The sequence below is a fragment of the Flammeovirga sp. SubArs3 genome, from assembly GCF_947387565.1.
GTDB lineage: Bacteria > Bacteroidota > Bacteroidia > Cytophagales > Flammeovirgaceae > Flammeovirga > Flammeovirga agarivorans.
In genome coordinates, this window is sequence record NZ_CANDOA010000002.1 from 237515 (window position 1) to 258600 (window position 21086).

18 protein-coding genes and 1 tRNA gene are annotated in these 21086 nt (G+C 35.4%); 13 read left to right on the forward strand and 6 right to left on the reverse strand.

The window, feature by feature from the left end; all coding sequences use genetic code 11:
* Positions 1–47: 47 nt before the first annotated feature.
* Together QL232_RS05505 and QL232_RS05510 are read left to right on the forward strand one after the other, a co-directional pair.
* The gene (locus QL232_RS05505; protein WP_281613376.1) at positions 48–2192 is read left to right on the forward strand and encodes a glycoside hydrolase family 97 protein; all 2145 of its coding nucleotides are present in this window, start codon (positions 48–50) and stop codon (positions 2190–2192) included.
* A gap of 219 nt (positions 2193–2411) precedes the next feature.
* A complete protein-coding gene (locus QL232_RS05510; protein WP_281613377.1) occupies positions 2412–3182 on the forward strand; it encodes a DUF2807 domain-containing protein in 771 nt (256 codons plus the stop codon).
* 571 nt (positions 3183–3753) lie between these two features.
* Here the strand turns inward: QL232_RS05510 and QL232_RS05515 are convergent.
* Entirely contained in the window at positions 3754–4413 is a 660-nt protein-coding gene (locus QL232_RS05515; protein ID WP_281613378.1) for an HD domain-containing protein, read from the reverse strand.
* A 43-nt stretch (positions 4414–4456) separates the two neighbouring features.
* On the opposite strand from QL232_RS05515, the gene tpx reads away from it, so the two are divergent.
* Positions 4457–5032, forward strand: a complete 576-nt coding sequence (gene tpx, locus QL232_RS05520; RefSeq protein WP_281613379.1) for a thiol peroxidase — start codon at positions 4457–4459, stop codon at positions 5030–5032.
* A 132-nt stretch (positions 5033–5164) separates the two neighbouring features.
* On the opposite strand, the gene QL232_RS05525 is transcribed toward tpx, so the two are convergent.
* The gene (locus tag QL232_RS05525; protein WP_281613380.1) at positions 5165–6499 is read right to left on the reverse strand and encodes a hemolysin family protein; all 1335 of its coding nucleotides are present in this window, start codon (positions 6497–6499) and stop codon (positions 5165–5167) included.
* Positions 6500–6637: 138 nt separating this feature from the next.
* Here QL232_RS05525 and QL232_RS05530 point away from each other — a divergent pair, with 138 nt between their 5' ends.
* The gene (locus QL232_RS05530) at positions 6638–7714 is read left to right on the forward strand and encodes a branched-chain amino acid aminotransferase (protein ID WP_281613381.1); all 1077 of its coding nucleotides are present in this window, start codon (positions 6638–6640) and stop codon (positions 7712–7714) included.
* 108 nt (positions 7715–7822) lie between these two features.
* Here the strand turns inward: QL232_RS05530 and trmD are convergent, their stop codons facing one another.
* Positions 7823–8557, reverse strand: a complete 735-nt coding sequence (trmD, locus tag QL232_RS05535; protein ID WP_281613382.1) for a tRNA (guanosine(37)-N1)-methyltransferase TrmD — start codon at positions 8555–8557, stop codon at positions 7823–7825.
* A 189-nt stretch (positions 8558–8746) separates the two neighbouring features.
* On the opposite strand from trmD, the gene QL232_RS05540 reads away from it, so the two are divergent.
* The 9 genes from QL232_RS05540 to QL232_RS05580 all read left to right on the forward strand — a co-directional run bounded on the left by QL232_RS05540 (position 8747) and on the right by QL232_RS05580 (position 18287).
* Entirely contained in the window at positions 8747–8881 is a 135-nt protein-coding gene (locus tag QL232_RS05540) for a hypothetical protein (RefSeq protein ID WP_262889511.1), read from the forward strand.
* Positions 8882–9167: 286 nt separating this feature from the next.
* A complete protein-coding gene (locus tag QL232_RS05545) occupies positions 9168–10301 on the forward strand; it encodes a DNA polymerase III subunit delta (protein ID WP_281613383.1) in 1134 nt (377 codons plus the stop codon).
* 182 nt (positions 10302–10483) lie between these two features.
* A complete protein-coding gene (locus tag QL232_RS05550; protein ID WP_168880457.1) occupies positions 10484–11161 on the forward strand; it encodes an ATP-dependent Clp protease proteolytic subunit in 678 nt (225 codons plus the stop codon).
* Between the two features lie 233 nt (positions 11162–11394).
* Complete coding sequence (gene clpX / locus QL232_RS05555) at positions 11395–12630, forward strand: ATP-dependent Clp protease ATP-binding subunit ClpX (protein WP_168880458.1); 1236 nt, start codon at positions 11395–11397, stop codon at positions 12628–12630.
* A 93-nt stretch (positions 12631–12723) separates the two neighbouring features.
* Positions 12724–13053 (forward strand): YbaB/EbfC family nucleoid-associated protein, encoded by a 330-nt coding sequence (locus QL232_RS05560; protein ID WP_168880459.1) that lies wholly within the window; start codon positions 12724–12726, stop codon positions 13051–13053.
* 65 nt (positions 13054–13118) lie between these two features.
* The gene (locus tag QL232_RS05565; protein ID WP_281613384.1) at positions 13119–14153 is read left to right on the forward strand and encodes a glycosyltransferase family 2 protein; all 1035 of its coding nucleotides are present in this window, start codon (positions 13119–13121) and stop codon (positions 14151–14153) included.
* A 460-nt stretch (positions 14154–14613) separates the two neighbouring features.
* On the forward strand, positions 14614–16416 hold the full coding sequence (locus QL232_RS05570; RefSeq protein ID WP_168880462.1) for a tetratricopeptide repeat protein: 1803 nt from the start codon (positions 14614–14616) through the stop codon (positions 16414–16416).
* A gap of 305 nt (positions 16417–16721) precedes the next feature.
* Entirely contained in the window at positions 16722–17702 is a 981-nt protein-coding gene (locus QL232_RS05575) for a pyruvate dehydrogenase complex E1 component subunit beta (RefSeq protein ID WP_168880463.1), read from the forward strand.
* A 120-nt stretch (positions 17703–17822) separates the two neighbouring features.
* Positions 17823–18287: a GNAT family N-acetyltransferase gene (locus QL232_RS05580; protein WP_281613385.1), complete on the forward strand. Its 465-nt coding sequence runs from the start codon at positions 17823–17825 to the stop codon at positions 18285–18287.
* Position 18288: 1 nt separating this feature from the next.
* On the opposite strand, the gene truA is transcribed toward QL232_RS05580, so the two are convergent.
* The 3 genes from truA to QL232_RS05595 all read right to left on the reverse strand — a co-directional run bounded on the left by truA (position 18289) and on the right by QL232_RS05595 (position 21063).
* Positions 18289–19050, reverse strand: a complete 762-nt coding sequence (gene truA / locus QL232_RS05585; protein WP_281613386.1) for a tRNA pseudouridine(38-40) synthase TruA — start codon at positions 19048–19050, stop codon at positions 18289–18291.
* 85 nt (positions 19051–19135) lie between these two features.
* Positions 19136–19208 (reverse strand) — tRNA-Trp (locus QL232_RS05590).
* A 205-nt stretch (positions 19209–19413) separates the two neighbouring features.
* A complete protein-coding gene (locus QL232_RS05595) occupies positions 19414–21063 on the reverse strand; it encodes a Zn-dependent hydrolase (RefSeq protein WP_281613387.1) in 1650 nt (549 codons plus the stop codon).
* Between the last annotated feature and the right edge of the window lie 23 nt (positions 21064–21086).

Consider the following 21086-nt stretch of genomic DNA (forward strand, 5'->3'; position numbering starts at 1 on the left):
TTTGCAGTGTTGGAAATGAACAAACAATTAGACTTATTATTATAGATATGAAAAAGCAGATCATTACTTTACTAATTGCTGTCTTTGCAGTTTCATTCTTGAATGCTCAGACATTAAAGTCTCCAAGTGGAAACTTTACAATGGAGTTCAAGTTAGACGCTAAAGGAACACCTACTTATCAATTACAAATGGATGGTGAGCCTATCGTTAAAGAGAGTAAACTTGGTTTATCATTAATCAATGAAGATAATTTAATCGAAGGGTTCAAAGTTGTAGATACAGCAGAATCAACGTTCGATGAAACTTGGACACCAATCTGGGGTGAGTTCAAGGAAATTAGAAATCACTACAATGAATTATTAGTATCATTAGATCAAACATCTACGAACCGTAAAATGAACATTCGTTTCAGGTTGTTCGATGATGGTTTAGGTTTCCGTTATGAGTTTCCTGAACAATCTAGCTTAGTATACTTTGTCATTGAAGAAGAGCATACAGAGTTTGCGATGACTGGGGACCATAAAGCATGGTGGATTCCAGGTGATTACGATACTCAGGAGTATGACTATACTACTTCTAAGCTTTCTGAAATCAGAGGTTTAATGAAAAATGCATACACTGGAAACGTTTCTCAAGAAGGTTTCTCAGAAACAGGTGTTCAAACGTCATTAATGTTGAAATCAGATGATGGTATTTACATCAACCTTCATGAAGCTGCTTGTGTGGAATATTCTACAATGCACTTAGATTTAGATGATAAAACTTTTGTATTCGAATCGCACTTAACTCCAGACGCTCAAGGTGTAAAAGGTTATATGCAAGCACCTCGTTCTACTCCTTGGAGAACTGTAATTGCTAGCCGCAATGCAGGTGATATCTTATTATCAAGCATCACATTAAACTTAAATGAGCCAGTAGCTATCGAAGATACTTCATGGATTAAGCCAGTAAAATACATGGGTGTATGGTGGGAAATGATTACAGGTATGAGCTCTTGGGCTTACACTGATGATGTTCACTCAGTACATTTAGGTGTTACAGATTATTCTAAAACTAAGCCAAATGGCAAGCATGCAGCAAATACAGAGAATGTAAAAAGATATATTGACTTTGCTTCAGAGCATGGATTCGACGCTTTATTAGTAGAAGGTTGGAACGAAGGTTGGGAAGACTGGTTTGGTAAATCAAAAGACTATGTTTTCGACTTTGTAACTCCTTACCCTGATTTTGATGTTGAAGAAATCAGAGACTATGCAAAATCAAAAGGTATCAAAATGATGATGCACCATGAGACTTCAGGTTCAGTAAGAAACTACGAACGTCATATGGATCAAGCTTATCAGTTTATGGTAGATAATGGTTATAACTCAGTAAAATCTGGTTATGTAGGACCAATCTTACCAAGAGGTGAACACCACTACTCACAGTGGATCAATAACCACTACTTGCATGCCGTTAAAAAAGCCGCTGATTATAAAATCATGGTTAATGCACACGAAGCTGTACGTCCAACAGGTCTTTCAAGAACGTACCCTAACTTAATTGGTAACGAATCTGCAAGAGGTACAGAATATGAAGCGTTTGTAGGAAACAATGTAGATCATACTACGATTCTTCCATTTACAAGATTAATTGGTGGTCCTATGGATTACACTCCAGGTATCTTTGTAACAGATATCAGTGAGTACGATCCAAGCAGAACTTCTTATGTACGTACTACAATAGCTCGTCAATTGGCACTATATGTTACTATGTACTCTCCATTACAAATGGCTGCAGACCTTCCTCAGCATTATGAGAAGTTTATGGATGCTTTCCAATTCATTAAAGATGTTGCTATCGATTGGGATGAGACATTAGTATTGGAAGCTGAACCAGGTGACTTTATCACTTACGCTCGTAAAGAAAAAGGTTCTTCTAGCTGGTTTGTAGGTAGAACAAACGATGAAGAAAAGCGTACATCAAATATCAAATTTGATTTCTTAGACGCTGATAAAAAATATATCGCTACAGTATATAGCGATGCGAAAGATGCTCATTACAAAGACAATCCTCAAGCGTATGAGATTAAGAAATATGTAGTGACTTCTAAATCGAAATTATCTCAATTCTGTGCTCCAGGTGGTGGTTATGCAATCAGCATCGTAGAAGCAAAAGACAAAGCAGAATTAAAGGGATTGAAGAAATTATAAGAGACATTCATTTCATATAAAATTTTGTTTTAGTTACACTAAAATATAATACGATAAATTAGACGAAAGCCTAGAGGTACATACTTCTAGGCTTTTTTATTTTGTTGAAATTCAGAGAGATAATAAGATTTTGAAAGTTGTAATATTCGTTAAATAGATCATCTAACTACCTAAGTATTTACGTATTAGTGAATGTTTAACGATATAAGATTACGATTCATGAAAAATTTTTTAATTCTACTATTCTCATTTTTTGCATTGGTATCATGCAGAGATAAAGGTACCTATAATACATCCCCAATTCCTTACTTCAGTAAAGTGATAGTAAAAGACAATGTAAAATTAAGGTTAGCATACTCCGAACAACAAAAGTTTTTTGTTGAGGGCGATGATAGCTTATTTACAATTAATCATTCAGTGGAAGACGGGATATTAATTCTTGATAATTCAGGTAGTGAAGATATTGTTGTAGCCAATCTTGGTAGTGGCGAGTTAGATTCTATTGTTGTAGAAGGATCTGGAGAAATTGAGTTCACAAAACCTTTTGTTTTTTATAAAGGAAAATTGAATCTGGTACTTAAAGACAATGGAATTATGTATTCAGATTATATTATGGAAGGCCATGTTTTAAATGTGGAGATGAAGGATAAAACGGAATTGTCATTAAGAGACCTTGATATTGTTAACTTATATATTGATCAGAAAGATCAATCATTAGTAACTATGGAAGGCACTGCAGATAAACAGTATATATCTTTAAAAGACAAATCTCAATACAATGGTATTAATCCATTAGGAGAAGCTTTTGAACCAATAATAGGGAAAGTAATTGATATTGAAACGAACAATTCTGCAAATGCTTGGGTGAATGCAACTGATACTTTAAAGGCTCAGGCAAAAGATAAAAGCACCATTACATTTATTGAAAATGAAAAAACTGTAGTGAAGAAAAGTGGAGAGTCTATGTCTATTACAGCTACTAAAAAGTAGAGTCTAGAAAAAAAGCAATAAAAATAGCCTATGAAGAATCATAGGCTACATTGCTTTGTAATAGGGAAAGTTAGTCAATTTTGATGCTGAATCTCCAACTTCCTTTTTTACCACATTTTTTGTAAATACGTCGCTTAAATGCCTAAGTATATAGTCAGTATACTTTGGAAATACTTAAAAGTCGATTTTTAAGATAAACCTAAAAAGGAGAATGTAATTGGAATGATACTTTGCAAAGAGCCTAGTTATAACATCAAAAAATATTGTGGTCTGATACCGTAAAAAAAGTGTAACATTAGTTTATCGAATTTAATTTACGATTACAGATTATATTTTCAAAAATATAGTCGATCAGACTAGTGTATTTGTTAATATTATATCAAAATACTGCAGGTTTATGTTAAAATAGTGCTATTTTGATGTAAGGAAATTAACTTTTATGTAAAGAAAATTATCTCTATTACAGAAAAGTGATAAATGATTATTTTTTCTAATTTCCAGTATAATTAGAAAAAATAACCTTATAAAATCTCCTTGGTAAAAAACTAATCTTATTGATTTTTAAGATCTTCTATTTCTTTCCTTCCCATTCACCATAAAACTGTTGTAAGAAGTCTTCCATCACGCGATGACGCTGTTCAGCGACCCGTTTTGCAGTATTAGTATGCATCCTGTCTTTTAACAAAAGTAACTTCTCATAGAAATGTGCAATTGTCGATGACTCGTTTTTATGATAAGCATCAAAAGTATCATGCATTTCATAATTTTCTTCTGGATCATAAAGTAAGCGGTGTTTGCTGCCGCCATAAGCAAATGCTCTAGCAATACCGATGGCACCAATGGCATCTAATCGATCTGCATCTTGAACTACCTTACCTTCAATCGAAGGCATTTCGTCTTTTACTTTAGCTCCTTTAAATGATACTCTTTTAACAATGTCAGCTACCTTAGAAATAGTATCTTCATCTGCTCCTAAATCAGTTAGTAGTTGGGTCGCTTGTCTACTACCTTCTAGTAAATCACCATCATAAAACTTATGATCAGCGATATCATGTAATAATGCTGCAAGAGAGACAATATATGGGTCACAATCTTCTGTTTTCGCGATATTTTCAGCTGATTTCCAAACTCTATATATGTGGTGCCAATCATGGCCAGTACCTTCTCCTTGGAATTTATCTTCTATAAACTGCGCTGTTTTATTAACGATTTCTTGTTGAGTAGTATTCATTTATGGTAATGTTATATTAACTTGCTTATAGTGTGATTTAATAATGATTGATCAAAAGATTGATGTCTTTATTAAAGAAGCATCGAATATAAACTATTCTCAAAAAATTCTACTAATTCAAATGGCAGAAATTACATTAAAAGGAAACCCGATTCAAACGGTAGGAGAGTTACCAGCAGTAGGTACTCAGGCTCCTGATTTTACTCTTGTTAAAGCAGATTTATCTGAAGTTAGTCTTTCAGATTTAAAAGGAAAAAAAGTCATTTTAAATATCTTCCCAAGTGTAGATACAGGTACTTGTGCTATGTCTACAAGAACGTTCAATTCAAAAGCATCTTCTTTAGATAATACTGTTGTAGTATGTGTATCTAAAGATTTACCATTTGCTTTCGGACGTTTCTGTGGTGCTGAAGGTATTGAGGATGTAATTACAGGTTCTGCTTTCAGAGATACTTCTTTTGAAGATAGCTATGGATTAAAAGTAATTACTGGCCCATTGAAAGGCTTGTGTTCAAGATCTGTTGTTGTGATTGATGAAGAAGGTAAAGTAGTTTATACTGAGCAGGTGAAAGAAACTGTAGATGAACCAAATTATGAAGCAGCTATAGCAGCATTATAATCGTCCAAATCATCCAAATAAAAAGAGACCCTTCTGTGAAATTTGAGAGAGCTTGCACAGAGGGGTCTAATTTTTTTGTATTACTAATATAGGTATTTTAACATTGATTAACCTAATAAATGTCTGATTATTTTAATGGTCAAGAGCTTCATTCTCATCTTCATCTTCTTCATTCTCTGTTGAGAACTCTAATCTGACCATATCAATTCTAGCTCCATCCATGGTGACAATTGTGAAAATGAGGTCATCAATTTCAATAATATCATCTACCACTGGGATGTTTCTATGATGGTATAAAATAAATCCTCCTAAAGTATCGTACTCGCCTTCTTCTAAGTTCCAACCCTTCTTTTCATTCAACCAATCAATCTCATGTCGGGCAGTTAAAAGGAAAATATTATCTTCTTCCTCAAAGAAAGGTAAATCTTCCTCGTCATGTTCATCTTCAATTTCACCTACAATCTCTTCGGTAATATCTTCTAATGTAACAATACCGGCAGTTCCACCATATTCATCAATGATACATACCATACTTTTTTTCTCTTCCATCATAAAAGTCATGATCTCATCAGCTGCAGCGGTTTCAGGCCTTGAAGGCATGACATGAAGAATATCCTGAATCTCTTTAGGCTTTTTGAAAAGTTGTCTTGCATGGCAATATCCAACGATATCGTCTAGGTCTTCTTTATATATAGGTATTTTTGAATGACCGCTTTCAATAAAAAGTTTGGTCAATGCATCGATATCTTCTTCAATATCCAAAGCAACAATTTCTTTTCTAGGGATCATTACATCTCTAGCTCTGACCTCTTTAAACTCTAAAGCGTTTTCTAAGTATTTTTTATCAATAATATCTCTTTCATTATCATCGTCATCCTGAGAAGCGACATCTATGTCATTAATATATTGTCCGAGGTCAGTAAGGTTAAAAGTAGTTTCTTCCTCTTCGTCTTTAATTCCCATTAAATAACGAATAGTAAATTGTGATAGCTTTTCTACTGTCCAAGTGATAGGGTACATTAAAGAATAGATCACATTCATTGGTGGAGAAGCGATATTCAGGAACGTATCCGGATTAATCATGGTTAAGCTTTTAGGTAAAAACTCAGCGGTGATTAATACCACAACGGTAGAAATAACAGTTTGCGTTAATAGGACGGCGACTTCCAAAGAGTTCGGATCCAAAGCAGGTACATTTTGTAGATAAAAAGCCTGAAGAATTGGATCTAAAACATTGGATACAAATACACCATACATTACTAGTGCAGAAGTGTTACCAATTAGAATAGTGGTAATAAAAGTCGACTTATGTTCAAAGAATTTATTGATCAGTCGGCTTACCATTGAATTCTTTTGTCTTTGTACTTCGATGTGTAATCTGTTAGCAGATACGAAGGCAATTTCGGTTGCTGAAAAGAATGCCGAAAAAAGTAGACAAAGACTTATATATATTAGGTTTTCGTTCATATTCAGTTTGAATTTCTTACCAAATATCAAAAAAAGTAGTTTAGAGTTACACTATTTTTGAAAATATTCCTCACAATAGTACAAATGTATCTATATTTATGACACGTTTCACATCGCAAAAAAAGTTAGTGGATTAATATGAAAGATTTGGCTTTAGATATCAGAGTAGAAAAGGCTCAACAATCTCGCATAAATGAGGTTGATTTCAATAATATCACATTTGGTAAAACAATGTCTGACCACATGTTTGTGGCTGACTATCGCGATGGGAAATGGCAGGATCTAAGAATTGTACCTTACAATTCATTTAGTTTATCTCCTGCAACTTCTTCATTGCATTACGGGCAATCAATTTTTGAGGGATTAAAAGCATTCAGAAATGTTCAGAACCCAGAGGAAGTGCTAGTATTTCGTCCGCAAGAAAACGCCAAAAGACTAAATGTATCGGCAGAACGTATTTGTATGCCAAGTATTCCTGAAGAAATCGTCATGGCAGGTCTACACAAACTATTAGAAATCGATAAAGATTGGGTACCAAGTACTCCTGATAGTTCACTGTATATCCGTCCATTTATGTTTGCTACAGACGAGTTCCTAGGAATGCGCCCTTCGGAAACATATACTTTTGCTATCATTACTGCACCAGCAGGTGCGTACTATTCGAAAGCTTTAAATGTTAAGGTAGAAAAAGAATTTAGTAGAACAGCTCCAGGAGGAACAGGTTTCGCTAAAGTGGCAGGTAACTATGCTGCTTCTTTACTTCCTGCAAAATTAGCTGCACAACAAGGTTACGATCAGTTACTTTGGACTGATGCAAAAGAACACAAGTACATTGAGGAATCTGGTACAATGAACGTCATGTTTGATATTGATGGTACATTTGTAACAGCACCAACAATTCCAGTAGAAGATACAATTCTACGTTCTATTACTCGTTTAACAGTTATCGAACTGATTGAGGACATGGGACATAAAGTAGAAGAACGTCATATCTCTGTGGATGAAGTGATCGAGTCTATCAAAAATGGTAAAATGAGAGGTGCATTTGGTATTGGTACAGCCGTAACAATTGCTCCATTTGCAAAAATTGCCAATGATGGTGTCGATTATGAACTACCAGCAGATTATACATTCTCGACAGAGTTGAAAGCGAAATTCCAAGGTATCCAAAAAGGAGAAATTGAGGATACTAAAGGATGGACATATAAGATTTAATAAGATCTCTCATCAAAGAATGAAGTATATAGTTCGAGAGAGCTACTGCAACATTGATTCAAATAAAAAGAGCGATTATCCTAGTGGTAATCGCTCTTGTTGTTTATACTATTTCTTTTTTCCTTTTTTCTTTTTTGAGGTCTCCTCTGGGTGTGACTCTAAATATTTTTGCCAAAGATCGGGGCGTCTTTCCTGAGTTCTTTCCATAGATTGCTCTAATCTCCATTCATCAATCTTAGATTCATGACCTGATAATAGAATATCAGGGACTTTCTTTCCTTTCCAGTCTGCAGGTCTTGTATACACCGGTGGAGCCAAAAGACCATCTTGGAAAGAATCCGTTAATGCTGAAGTTTCATCACCTAATACCCCAGGAAGTAAACGGATAATTGCATCAGCAACTACTGCAGCAGCAAGTTCGCCACCTGATAAAACATAATCACCGATACTGATTTCTCTCGTAACAATTTCATCACGTATTCTCTGGTCGATACCTTTATAATGTCCACAAAGGATAATGATATTTTCACAAGAAATAGAAAGATGGTTGGCAATTTGTTGATTGAAAACTTCGCCATCAGGAGTCATATATATAACTTCCTGATACTCTCTTTCTTTTTTTAGATCATTGATAATATTAAAAATTGGTTCAGCCATAAGTACCATGCCGGCACCATGTCCGTATGCGTAATCATCAATATGTCCATGCTTATTGATGGAATATTCTCTTAGATCATGAACGTGAACCTCAGACAATGATCTGTCATTTGCTCTTTGTAAAATAGAGTGAGAAAATGGACTGTCTAATAATTTAGGAACACAAGAAATTATATCTATACGCATAAAAATTGTATCAATTGAAATATTTTAAATCGGCACAAAGATAAGCAGATTGAAGTAAAATGTGATTTTATAAAGGAATGATATTCACTTATATTGGATAACTTTTGATAAAGTTGTAAATAATTGTTAAGTTTACATTATAAGGAAGTCACGCTCCTTAGAAACAACACACGATTAACTTTTACTACCATGAAATATATAAAGATATTGTTATTGATTGGTTTTACAGTTTCTTTAATAGGATGTACGTCTTATAAGCATCATGTAAAGGCAGGATATAACCCTAACGATACTGATAATGTGTACCACTTAGTACACGAATAAAATATTCAAAGCTTTTTTAGTATGATATGAAATGATTTTACCCATAAAGATCTCATTGCTATAACATGAGATCTTTTTTTTTATGCCCATTTTTTGAGGATCCATCTTTTCCTATCAATTCACTTGTATATTTTTAAAGATGAATTAGTAAAAACAGCTTCTTGTTTTCTAAATGTTGTTTAAGCATCATCTATCTTTTTAAAAATCTCTTAGTTATTTATTACAGAATTTGTATTAAAGGTGGAAACATAGAATCTTTGCTGAAGATTCAACTAAACATAATTTCATGCTTTTCGCACAAGTACCTGGAGCTTCAGACGTAAAAAAGATTTTAATCCATGCCGCTCAGCAAAATAAGGTGGCACATGCACAACTTTTTATTGGAAAAGAAGGCGGTGTTCAGCTTGCATTGGCTCTGGCTTATGCGACTTATTTAAACTGTGAAAATCCCTCAGATGAAGATGCTTGTGGAGAATGTAGATCTTGTCGAAATGCAGAGAAATTAATGTACCCAGATTTACATTTCGTTGTTCCTACAGTACTTACTAAAAAAGTAACAAAAAGAGAGGATGCAACTTCTGAAAAGTTTCTTCCAGAATGGAGAACCTTTTTAAAGGAAGAGAATGGACTATATAAAAATGTAGCTGATTGGGTAGACTATATAGGCGGGGAGAATAAGCAAGCACTTATTACAAGACAAGAAAGTCGTCAGATTGTAAAAGCCTTATCCGTTAAAGCACATCAAAATGGTTTTAAGATAGTATTAGTATGGATGCCAGAACTAATGCAAGCCCCAGCAGCCAATGCAGTTCTAAAAATCTTAGAAGAACCGCCAGCAAAAACGTTGTTTTTTATGGTAACCAATGATCCAGAAAAACTAATTGTAACGATTTTGTCCCGCACACAAAAAATATATGTACCCTCACCTTCTGATCAAGATGCATTAGCTTTTTTGACACAGCAAGGAATTGAGGAGGAAAAAGCCAAAAGGGTAGCCTTCCTGTCTGATGGTAACATTAGAGAAGCCTTACGTATTGCTGCTGATGTTCCTGACCAGAGCGAGGATCTGTTTAAATCGTGGATGAGAGCATGTTTTAAGAGTAATTACACTGAGATTATCACCAAATGGTCGGAGGAGTTTAATAAACTTGGCAAAGAAGGTCAAAAAAGTTTCTTCAAATTTGGCTTAACTCTATTGAGAGAAGCCATGTTAATCAAGAATGAGGCAGACAACGTAGTTCGTCTAGATGAAGAGGCACATAATTTTGCGAAAAACTTTTCTACAGTACTTACAGACAAAAACTTACCAGCATTGGTCAATCATTTTAATGATGCTTTTTATTTCATCGAAAGAAACGGAAATCCCAAAATTATATTTGTGAGCCTATCTATCAAAGTTGGAAAAGCGTTCGGTAGATAATTCTCGAATTCCTAAGATTTTAAGCAAAAAAAAACGTATTCAAGGTAAAAAAGTTCTTTTCTCGTAAGCGTATTCTTTTATATTTGTATAGAGAACTAGATGAACAATCCCATTTGTCCCTTAACTGAAAAGATAAACAGGATCTAGTACTGATAAGCAGAAACTCAAAAAAATCATTACATATGAACTTTAAAGAAGAATTCAAGAAGTTTGCCTTGAAAGATCAAGGAATTTCAAGCTTGCACACTGATGCATTTATCAGTAGCATCGAAAATACAACACCTTACGTCATCGAAGAAAGAGATCGTAACTTTAGACAAATCGATGTGTTTTCTAGATTAATTGCCGACCGTATTATTTTTATGGGTACTCAGGTGGATGATCAAGTAGCAAATATTGTAGTTGCTCAGTTGTTATTCTTGGAGTCATTAGATGCGAAGAAAGACATTTTAATGTATATCAATAGCCCGGGTGGTTCAGTATATGCTGGTCTAGGTATGTATGATACAATGCAGTATGTACGTCCTGACGTGGCTACAATTTGTACAGGCTTGGCTGCATCTATGGGTGCGGTATTGTTAGCAGGTGGCGCAGCAGGTAAAAGAGCAGCACTTCCTCACTCAAGAATTATGATTCACCAACCATTAGGTGGTGCTCAAGGTCAGGCTTCTGATATCGAAATTACAGCAAGAGAGATCCAGAAATTAAAGAAAGAACTTTACGAAATTCTTTCAACACACACAGGTCAACCATACGACAAAGTATGGCAAGATTCTGATCGTGATTACTGGATGCGTGCACAGGAAGCTAAAGAGTATGGTTTAGTGGACGAAGTACTTGCTCGTAATAACCAAGGCTAATAATTCTCACTATTTTGGAGTTATGTAACAGTAATTTATCTTAAAATAGTGTAAATGATAAGGTTAGGGAGGGAAATGATTGTACATTTCCCTCTTATACATTGTATAAAAGTGTAATTAAATACGTAACTTGCACTTTCAACTATATATTGGAATTGTCTCATTGTGAGGCGATCAGAGAAGAGAAGAATTTTCTTCCAACTTTAAGAAGAAAAATAGGCAAGGAGAGATAAATGAAAGGTAATTTCTGTTCGTTTTGTGGCGCACCAAAAGATACGGTGGAATTAATGGTTTCTGGTCAGAACGCCCAAATATGTAATAACTGTATTGAGCAAGTTCATCAGATCTTGATGGAGGAAAGAAAGCCTCGCAAGAAAGATGCTGAAGCATCAAGCTTTGATCTGAAAACACCTGCAGAAATGAAAAAGCATCTTGATGAATATATTATTGGTCAAGATAAAGCAAAACGCGTATTATCTGTAGCAGTGTATAACCACTACAAGCGTTTAAACCAACAAGTAGATAATGATGATGTTGTGATTGAAAAATCAAATATTATCATGACAGGTAATACAGGTACGGGTAAAACGTTATTGGCTAAAACTTTAGCAAAGGCATTACAAGTTCCTTTCTGTATTGCAGATGCAACTGTAATTACTGAAGCAGGTTATGTGGGTGAAGATGTTGAAACAATTTTAACACGTTTACTACAAGCTGCAGATTACAATGTAGAGCAAGCAGAACGAGGTATCGTCTATATTGACGAAATAGATAAAATTGCTCGTAAATCTGATAACCCATCAATTACAAGAGATGTAAGTGGTGAGGGTGTTCAGCAGGCATTATTAAAATTATTAGAAGGATCTATCGTTAACGTTCCACCTCAAGGAGGTAGAAAGCATCCAGAACAAAAGCTTATTTCTGTCAATACAGAAAATATTTTGTTTATCTGTGGTGGTGCATTCGCAGGAATCGCAGATATGATTGCTTCTCGTTTAAATACACGTCCAATTGGTTTTGCTGGTAAAGAAAATGATCTACCAGAATTGGATAAAGAAGAATTACTAGAGTTTGTTACTGCGCAAGACCTAAAACGTTTTGGTATTATTCCAGAACTTATTGGTCGTTTACCATTGGTGACTTATTTGAAGCCATTGGATAAAGATGCACTTCGTAACATTCTTACGGAACCTAAAAATGCATTAACTAAGCAGTACAAAAAGCTATTTATGATGGAAAATATCGAGCTTGACTTCGCTGATGGAGCACTTGATTACATTGTAGAAAAAGCTTTAGAGTATGATCTTGGAGCAAGAGGTTTACGTTCTATCATGGAAGCGATTATGTTGGATGCAATGTATGAGATTCCTTCTAGTGATGAGAAAGTAGAGAAATTTACAGTGGATAGAGAATATGCTCAGCTAAAATTTGAAAGTTCTTCACACGCTAAGAACTTGAGAGTGGCTTAGTCTATCACTTTAAGATATTTAATAAACAAACAGCAAAACACTATTATTGTGCTTTGCTGTTTGTGTTTAACCACATCAATAAAAATAATCAAAATGGATTTCAGTAATATGTTTGGACAGTTAAAGCAAGTCCAAGAAAAATTAAAAGAAGCACAAGAAGAATTAGTAAATGTTAGAGCAGAGTCTGATGCCGGTGGAGGTATGGTACGCTGTGTTGCTAATGGAAAAAAACAAGTAATTAGCCTTGAAATTGATCCATTATTATGCAAAGAAGAAGATAGAGAAATGCTTCAAGATTTAGTGATTGCAGCTGTGAATAAAGCAATTGCTGAAGCAGATCAAAAAGGACAGGAACATTTAATGAAATCAACTAAAGGTATGATGCCGAATATTCCAGGGATGAACTTTGGAAATATGGGCTAACCAGAGAACAAGGAGTGTTAATTCTACTCCTTGTTTACTACTTCTTACTTCAAAAATCAATATATATGCTACCCTACGAACAAGTAGCGATCGTTATACTAAACTACAACGGTAAACACTTTTTAGAGAAATTTTTACAATCAGTTATTGATAGTAGCCAAGGAGCAAGAATTATTGTAGCAGACAATGCATCTACCGACGACTCTGTATCATGGTTAGAAGCAACTCACCCAACAATTGAAACCATTGTTTTAGATAAAAATTATGGTTTTACAGGAGGATATAACAGAGCGTTGTTTCAAATTGATGCAAAGTATTTTGTATTACTCAACTCAGACATTGAGGTTCCTTCTCAATGGCTCACTCCCTTACTTTCTTTGATGGAATCTGATGAATCCATTGCAGCATGTCAACCAAAAATAAAACTGTATTCTGATAAGAAATACTTTGAACATGCAGGAGCAGCTGGGGGATTTATGGATTACATGGGATACCCTTTTTGCAGAGGTAGAATCATGGATACGCTCGAAGAAGATTTAGGTCAATATGATGACACAAGAGAGATTTTTTGGGCAACGGGAGCCTGTTTATTTGTAAGGGCAGATCTATACAAAGAGTTTGGTGGTTTGGATGAACGTTTCTTTGCACATATGGAAGAGATAGATTTGTGTTGGAGACTGAAATCTTCTGGGTATTCAATAAAAACCGTTGGGAATAGTGAAGTATATCATGTTGGGGGAGGAACGTTAAGTAGAGATAACCCCAAGAAAACATACTTGAACTTTAGAAATGGTTTATTCTTACTCTTCAAAAACTTACCCACTTCAAAGTTATTCCCAGTTATCTTTTTCCGAATGGTTTTAGATGGAATAGCAGGATTAAGATTTTTATTTAAAGGAGAAACAGCTAATTTGTTCGCTGTTTTAAAGGCACATAGGGATTTCTACCTCGCTTTTCGCTATTTAATACGACAGAGAGGCAAAGTTCCTATAAAGAGTGTGAACTTTAACGAGGTATATAAACGTTTATTGGTTTCGGAATACTTTTTAAAAGGAAGACATAAATTCTCTCAACTACATGAGTTGAGGAACTTAAAATAGCTTCTCTCTAACATTAGAAGACTGACGTATGTATTTTCTGATGTTGATAAAAAAATGTAAGGAAAAGTAAAGAATTATGGGAGATCCGAAAGTGAAAAGTGATGCGTAAACAAAGTACAAACGTATACTGTTTGTGGAGATATGTAATTTATTTCCAATGTGATTGCACACACCAAACGCTTTCTTTTCGATGAACCTCTGTATCAATTTTGGTTTCATAGTCTTTAATTATGTTAATCATATGAAAATAAAAATTTACAGATATAGAACATACTTTCAAAATTGATTATCTTCGATTAATGAAAGTAAATATCCCTAAAATGCTAAATTTACTTTTGTTTACTTGCTTTTAGTAGATATAAATTCTAAAAAAAGTTAAGATTTGTACTGTGAATATGTAATTTGCCTAATTGACAGGTAAATTGCGAAATCTAGAAATAGAAAAATTTGGATGACGATTATGAACAAATACACTAGTGCTTTGTCTACTGTACTTGCAGCAGGCACATTATTCTTCACGAACTGCTCAAACGTAGACGTGAATCAAATGGCTGAAGAGCAAGGAATGACAATCAACCCATCGCCGTTAGAATTACACGGTGATTCTGTAGTCTTTGATATTGAGACTAAACTTCCTCCTAAGTTATTAAAGAAAGGTTACACTTACGACGTTGTTGTACAATACAACCCTAACGATGCTGAGCCAATTGAAGTTGGTGTTGTATCTTTCAACGGGGATGATTATGCTGATGCTCCAGAGGCAACTCCTGCATTAAGCGAGCGTATGGCGTTTGCTTACGAAGATAAGTTCGAAAGAGGTCAGTTAGAGTACTTAGGTCGTGCTACTAAAGTGAAAAACCAAAAAGTAAAAGAATCTAATGACGGTGCTTTTGCTGCTATGCCAAACGGTTTAGGTCAAGGTGTTATCACAACGGCTAAAAATTACCAACCTGTATTTATTGCTAACTATGCTGACCATGGTTACAATGATTCAGAGGAGTATATCCCAACTAATGTTGAGTTCTACTTCACTCAAGGTTCATCAGTATTACGTTCTTCTGAGAAGAGAGGTGATCAAGGTAAAGTGTTAACAGAGTATGTTTCTGCTAACAACCCTACAAGAACTGTAACTATTACAGGTTCTCACTCTCCTGAAGGTTCAACTGAGGCGAACACAAAATTAGCTAATAAGCGTCCAGAGGCTGTTGAGTCATACTACCAGTCTTTGATGAAAAAATATAAAGTTGAGGAAGATCAAGCTCCTCAATTCGTAACTAAGCCAGTAGTAGAAAATTGGTCTGCTTTCAAGGCTATCTTGAAAGATTCAGACAAGTTTACTGATGCTGAGAAAGATGAAATCATGTCTGTAGTTAACGGTTCAGGTGATTTCGTTTCTAAGCAATTAAAGTTACAATCTTTAGCTTCTTACAAGAAGTTATTCCGTTACGTATACCCACCATTACGTAATGCTAACTCTGAGATCTTACAGATCAAAGACAAGCTAGATCCAGAAGTTATCAAATCTCGTGCTGCTAGCATCGCTGATGGTCAAATGGCATTAGATTCGTTAACTACTCCTGAGTTATTATACGCTGCTCACTTCGCTACTGATTTAGACGCTAAAGTTAAAATCTACGAAGCTGCAATCAGAAAAGACGATTCTCCAATCGCTCATAACAACTTAGGTGCAACTTATTTCGCTCAAGCTAAAGCTGGTGGTGACGCTGCTGCATTAATTGACAAAGCAATTCCTCACTTCGAGACTGCTGCTAAGTCTAACAACATGCCAGAAGCTTACGCTAACTTAGCTGGTGCTAAATTAACAAAAGGTGACGTTGCTGGTGCTCAAGCGGATATCGCTAAAGCAAACTCCAGCAACCCATCAGTAGCTGCTACAGCAAACGCTGTAAAAGGTTATGTTGCTTTATCTGAAGGTGATTACGATGGTGCTATCCAGTACTTATCATCTGCAGGTGACGACGCTACTGTTGTTTATGACAAAGGTTTAGCTTACTTGTTGAAAGCTGAAAAATCAGGTGCTTCTGATTTCTCTCAAGCTTCTTCAGCATTCGGTGAGTCTATCTCTGCTCAAGACAACGCGTGGGCACACTATGGTTTAGCTATCGTTGCTGCAAGACAATCTAAAGCAGACGAAGCAATCAAAGAAATCAAAGCTGCTGGCGACTTGAAAACTAAAGCGGCTCAAGATCTTGAGTTCTTCGCTTTATGGGAAAATGCAGATTTCCAAGCTGCTACTAAGTAGTTTGTAAACATACAATCCTAACAAAAAGGACTTACTTCTTCGGAGGTAAGTCCTTTTTTATTTTATCTCTATTGTATTTTTAGATCGTTTAGAATATTGGAGCCAAAAATGCTTTCTTTTTATTGAAAAGTAGGCTTCCGATGAAGATTTTATAATTATCTATCGTCAATTATCAATTTTTAATGACGAATGTTCTTTTTTCCTCGAATCCTTTACCCTTAACTATTAAAAAATAGGGGAAAACTTATTATCTTGGCATCCGAAAACGAAAATACTGATATAATTAGCAGAACTTTTAATAAGTAATGAGAGAAATTCAATTCAGAGAGGCTCTTAGAGAGGCAATGCAAGAAGAGATGCGCCGTGATAAAGACGTATTTATCATGGGTGAGGAAGTTGCAGAGTACAATGGAGCATATAAAGTTACTCAAGGTATGTTGGACGAATTTGGTCCAGACCGTGTAATCGATACTCCAATTGCAGAGCTTGGTTTCGCTGGTATCGGCGTAGGTGCTGCAATGAATGGTATTCGTCCGATCGTAGAGTTCATGACATTTAACTTCTCATTGGTAGCTATTGACCAAATTATCAACAGTGCGGCAAAAATCTTGTCTATGTCTGGTGGTCAGTATTCAGCTCCAATGGTATTCCGTGGACCAACTGGTAATGCGGGTCAATTAGGTGCTCAGCACTCACAAAACTTTGAAAACTGGTATGCAAACACTCCAGGTCTTAAAGTTGTTGTACCATCTAATCCTTATGATGCAAAAGGTCTTTTAAAGGCTTCTATTAGAGATAACGATCCAGTTATCTTTATGGAATCTGAATTGATGTATGCTGACAAAGGTGAGGTACCTGAGAGCGAGTATATCATTCCTCTAGGTGTTGCTAACGTCATTCAGGAAGGTACTGACGTAACTTTAGTTTCTTTTGGTAAAATGGTTCACGTAATCACAAAAGCAGCTGAGCAGTTAGAAAAAGAAGGTATCTCTGTTGAAGTAATCGACTTACGTACTGTAAGACCAATCGATTATGAAGCAATCCTTAAATCAGTGAAGAAAACAAACCGTTTAGTAGTGGTAGAAGAAGCTTGGCCATTAGCGTCAATTTCATCAGAAATTTCTCACCACATCCAACTTCACGCATTTGATCACTTAGATTCTCCAGTAGTAAGAGTGGCTTCTAAAGATGTTCCACTTCCATATGCACCAACATTGATCGAAGAGATCTTACCAAATGTTGAGCGTACTGTAGATGCAGTGAAAAAGGTAATGTACAGAAAGTAATCTAGGTTATATACTTTAGGTTATCTAGAACATAGAAAAAGCCTCTTATATCAATTAAATTTGAGATAAGAGGCTTTATTCTTTTATAAAGCGGCTAAGAAACTAATAATATCTCTTGATATGACCACAATTAACCAATATACAATTCGATTAAATGATATAACGACCATAGATGAAGTAGATTTTCTTTGGAAGAAATTATATGCACATCATCATTTTCTAAGACACCAAATACATATTGAACCCTCAGATTCTGATTGGGTAAGACGAAAGAACAAGCTAAAGGATAAAGCTTGTGATCTAATCGTTTTAACTGTAAAGACAGAACTACAGCTCTTAGGGTATTTGATTGCTAGTGTACACAGGTTAGACCCTAGTGTTGGTGAAGTAGAATCACTTTATGTAGAAGAAGAGTATAGAGGAGAGGGACTTGGTACACAATTAATGCATGAGGCCATGAGTTGGTTCAATTATAAAAATGTAAAAGTCCGAAAATTAGCGGTGGGTATCGAAAATGAAACGGTTGTTGAATTTTATAGAAAGCAAGGTTTTATACCCAAGTCAATCATTTTAGAAATGGGATAGCTTAGTCATAGATTTCTCTAATAAATGTATCCTCAGGATAAATAACTTCTGATAAGAATAACCCTTGCCCAGGAGCTAAATATTTGGCAGCTCTCTTACGGTCTTTTAAGGCTAATGTTTCACGCATATAGTCGATCGACATTCTACCCATTCCTACTTCCATCATATTTCCAACAATGATACGTATCATGCCTCTAAGGAAGCGGTTGGCTGTGATATGAAACGATAAATTATTCCCTTCTTTTGTCCATGATGAAGACATAATATCACAAATGTGCGTATTTACATCTGCATGCATTTTTGAAAAAGCAGTAAAGTCTTCAAATTCTAATAATACCTTTGCAGCTTCTTGAAGTTTATCAAAATCGGGTTGTCTGAAATACTGCCAAATCAGTCCTTGTTTAAAAGGCGATTTTTCCAAAACGATATCGTATCTATAGCTTCTTTTGACAGCATCAAAACGAGCATGAGCATCTTTTTTTACTTCCCATAGGCTTTTTATGGCAATGTCATTGTTTAGGAATGAGTTGGCTCTATGTAGGAAGTTTTTGCCATTTAAATCCTCGTCAATATCAAATTGAGCGTATTGTTGGGCACAGTGTACGCCTGTATCTGTTCTACCACTTCCAATAGTATTGATTTCTGTTCGCAACAATTTGCTTAGTACAAAGTCTAAATCACCTTGAACTGTTTTGGCATTTGGTTGAACTTGCCATCCGTGGTAATTGGAACCTAAGTAGGCGATTTCTGCGAAATATCTCATAGGATAAGTGGATTAATTAGAACGAATACCAATTTAATTTTTTGATATAAAAAAACCGCAAAACCTCGAAAGATTTTGCGGTTAGCACGGGCAGTAGGATTCGAACCCACGACCTGCGGTTTTGGAGACCGTAACTCTACCAGCTGAGCTATGCCCGTGTGTCATTAAGACGTTGCAATATTAACGGGATTCTGATTTTAATCCAAATAATACTATGAAAAAAATAAACGATTAGTAGTAACCGATTCATTATGAGGAATAAAAAAACGGCGTTAATAGTGTCATTAACCCCGTTTTTTATGATTTCATCGTTTGATTTAAAGAAAATACTACTTCAGTCAAAATGATGATAAGTAATTTACTTTACAATCCTAAAACTTCAACACCTTGGTTAAAGATCACATCTGTAGGAATGTTAGCATCGTCAATTCTATCTAGGTCTTTTTGTAAATCGTAAGTGATTTTACCATGAGATTGTACTAACTCAGCGACCCCTTGGTAATCACCATTTCCTTGTAGTGTAAGGATTTTTGCTGAAAGGGCGTTCATCGCTTCTTCCATCTTCTCATAGTTTACCATGTAGTAACCTGAAGCCTCGTTATATTGGAAAGCACCATGTTCTTTAAAGAAATTGAAACGAATCATATTTGCTACACCATGAGCGGAAGCTGCACCGAAACGAACTGAACGGAAAATACCTGCTAAGAAAGTAGTATAATAATCTTCCATTTTACCATCGATCTCCCCTTTCTTATGTAATTGAGAAACCATATACAGGCCTAAAATATCAGCTTTACCTTCTTCTAATGCTGAAGCATGTTCTTTTAAAGCTTTACGAACTGTACCTCTGCCGTTGATAGTACCTTTGATACCTAAACCATGAGCAACTTCATGGAACATAGTATTTGCAAAGAATGCATCAAAAGTGATGTGTTGACGTTGAGATGGGTCAATCAAAACTTCTGAGATAGGTACAAGTATTTTTTCATACTTCGCTCTCATGGCATTTTTTAACTGAAGACGACGAGAACCTTTCTGTTCTTGTACACGCTCATCATTTGGTAAGTTGATAGCGATAGTCTTTGAGCCTGCATTACAATCTCCTGCATAATACACAACATCGTATGCATTCAGTTGAGAATCTGTACCCGGTAATTCTGTTTTATATTTGTTTTCTACAGGAAGACCTTTCTGTAATTCTGGTAAGAAAGAAGCAAACTTTTCTAGTTTCTTCGACCATTCCATATCCTTTATCAATACATACCCTTCAAAAGAGGTTTTATAGCCATAAAGTTTATCTTCGTAGTTTTCGATAGGACCCACTACAAAATCAATTGGGTTGGTTTTCATATCCATCCAAGCTAGATCAGATTGGAAATAATCGTTAGATAAGAACGCTTTTGCTCTTAACTCAAGATATTTTTTTAGCCCTGGATCTTTTGCTAATTGAGCACATTCTAAAAGTAATGAAGATGCTTTGTCAAGCTCTGCTTTATACTCTTTTGAGTAAGGTACTACTTTTAGTTCACCTCTAGAATCTCTGATCACAACAGTATATAAACTTGACTTCTCCTGATTTTGAAGTTTAGAGAACTCCTCCTTCGTCATATCTTTTGGATAGAAATTGGCTCCAATTGGTTTTGTGCCTACGCCATCAACAAAAGGACGGTTGTCTTGCAATCTATCCCAAGGTCCGTAGTTGACCTCAGCGTACCTTTTAAGTTCTGGCGTTTTTAATGACTCAATAAATGAGTTTTTGTCACCGTAGGCTTGTTTCCAGAAAATGTTGTCCATGATTTCACTTACCTGAATCATTTTCTTGATCATCTTCTTTTGGTTAGAAGATAACTTGGATAAATCTGCTGTTAGTGTGAAATCAGTGTAGTCTACCAAATGATCTACTTTTGGAACAGAAGCTACCTCTTGTTTCTCTCCATGTTGTTCTGAAGTTGCACATCCTGTAAAAAAGGACGCACCAAAAGCTAAACCTACTAATAGAGTAGTTTTCTTCATTGCTGTTATATGTTTTGTATTTA

Coding starts and splice junctions, on each gene's coding strand:
- QL232_RS05505 (WP_281613376.1), top strand. CDS start 48: ATGAAAAAGCAGATCATTACTTTACTAATTGCTGTCTTTGCAGTTTCA.
- QL232_RS05510 (WP_281613377.1), top strand. CDS start 2,412: ATGAAAAATTTTTTAATTCTACTATTCTCATTTTTTGCATTGGTATCA.
- QL232_RS05515 (WP_281613378.1), bottom strand. CDS start 4,413: ATGAATACTACTCAACAAGAAATCGTTAATAAAACAGCGCAGTTTATA.
- tpx (WP_281613379.1), top strand. CDS start 4,457: ATGATTGATCAAAAGATTGATGTCTTTATTAAAGAAGCATCGAATATA.
- QL232_RS05525 (WP_281613380.1), bottom strand. CDS start 6,499: ATGAACGAAAACCTAATATATATAAGTCTTTGTCTACTTTTTTCGGCA.
- QL232_RS05530 (WP_281613381.1), top strand. CDS start 6,638: ATGAAAGATTTGGCTTTAGATATCAGAGTAGAAAAGGCTCAACAATCT.
- trmD (WP_281613382.1), bottom strand. CDS start 8,557: ATGCGTATAGATATAATTTCTTGTGTTCCTAAATTATTAGACAGTCCA.
- QL232_RS05540 (WP_262889511.1), top strand. CDS start 8,747: ATGAAATATATAAAGATATTGTTATTGATTGGTTTTACAGTTTCTTTA.
- QL232_RS05545 (WP_281613383.1), top strand. CDS start 9,168: ATGCTTTTCGCACAAGTACCTGGAGCTTCAGACGTAAAAAAGATTTTA.
- QL232_RS05550 (WP_168880457.1), top strand. CDS start 10,484: ATGAACTTTAAAGAAGAATTCAAGAAGTTTGCCTTGAAAGATCAAGGA.
- clpX (WP_168880458.1), top strand. CDS start 11,395: ATGAAAGGTAATTTCTGTTCGTTTTGTGGCGCACCAAAAGATACGGTG.
- QL232_RS05560 (WP_168880459.1), top strand. CDS start 12,724: ATGGATTTCAGTAATATGTTTGGACAGTTAAAGCAAGTCCAAGAAAAA.
- QL232_RS05565 (WP_281613384.1), top strand. CDS start 13,119: ATGCTACCCTACGAACAAGTAGCGATCGTTATACTAAACTACAACGGT.
- QL232_RS05570 (WP_168880462.1), top strand. CDS start 14,614: ATGAACAAATACACTAGTGCTTTGTCTACTGTACTTGCAGCAGGCACA.
- QL232_RS05575 (WP_168880463.1), top strand. CDS start 16,722: ATGAGAGAAATTCAATTCAGAGAGGCTCTTAGAGAGGCAATGCAAGAA.
- QL232_RS05580 (WP_281613385.1), top strand. CDS start 17,823: ATGACCACAATTAACCAATATACAATTCGATTAAATGATATAACGACC.
- truA (WP_281613386.1), bottom strand. CDS start 19,050: ATGAGATATTTCGCAGAAATCGCCTACTTAGGTTCCAATTACCACGGA.
- QL232_RS05595 (WP_281613387.1), bottom strand. CDS start 21,063: ATGAAGAAAACTACTCTATTAGTAGGTTTAGCTTTTGGTGCGTCCTTT.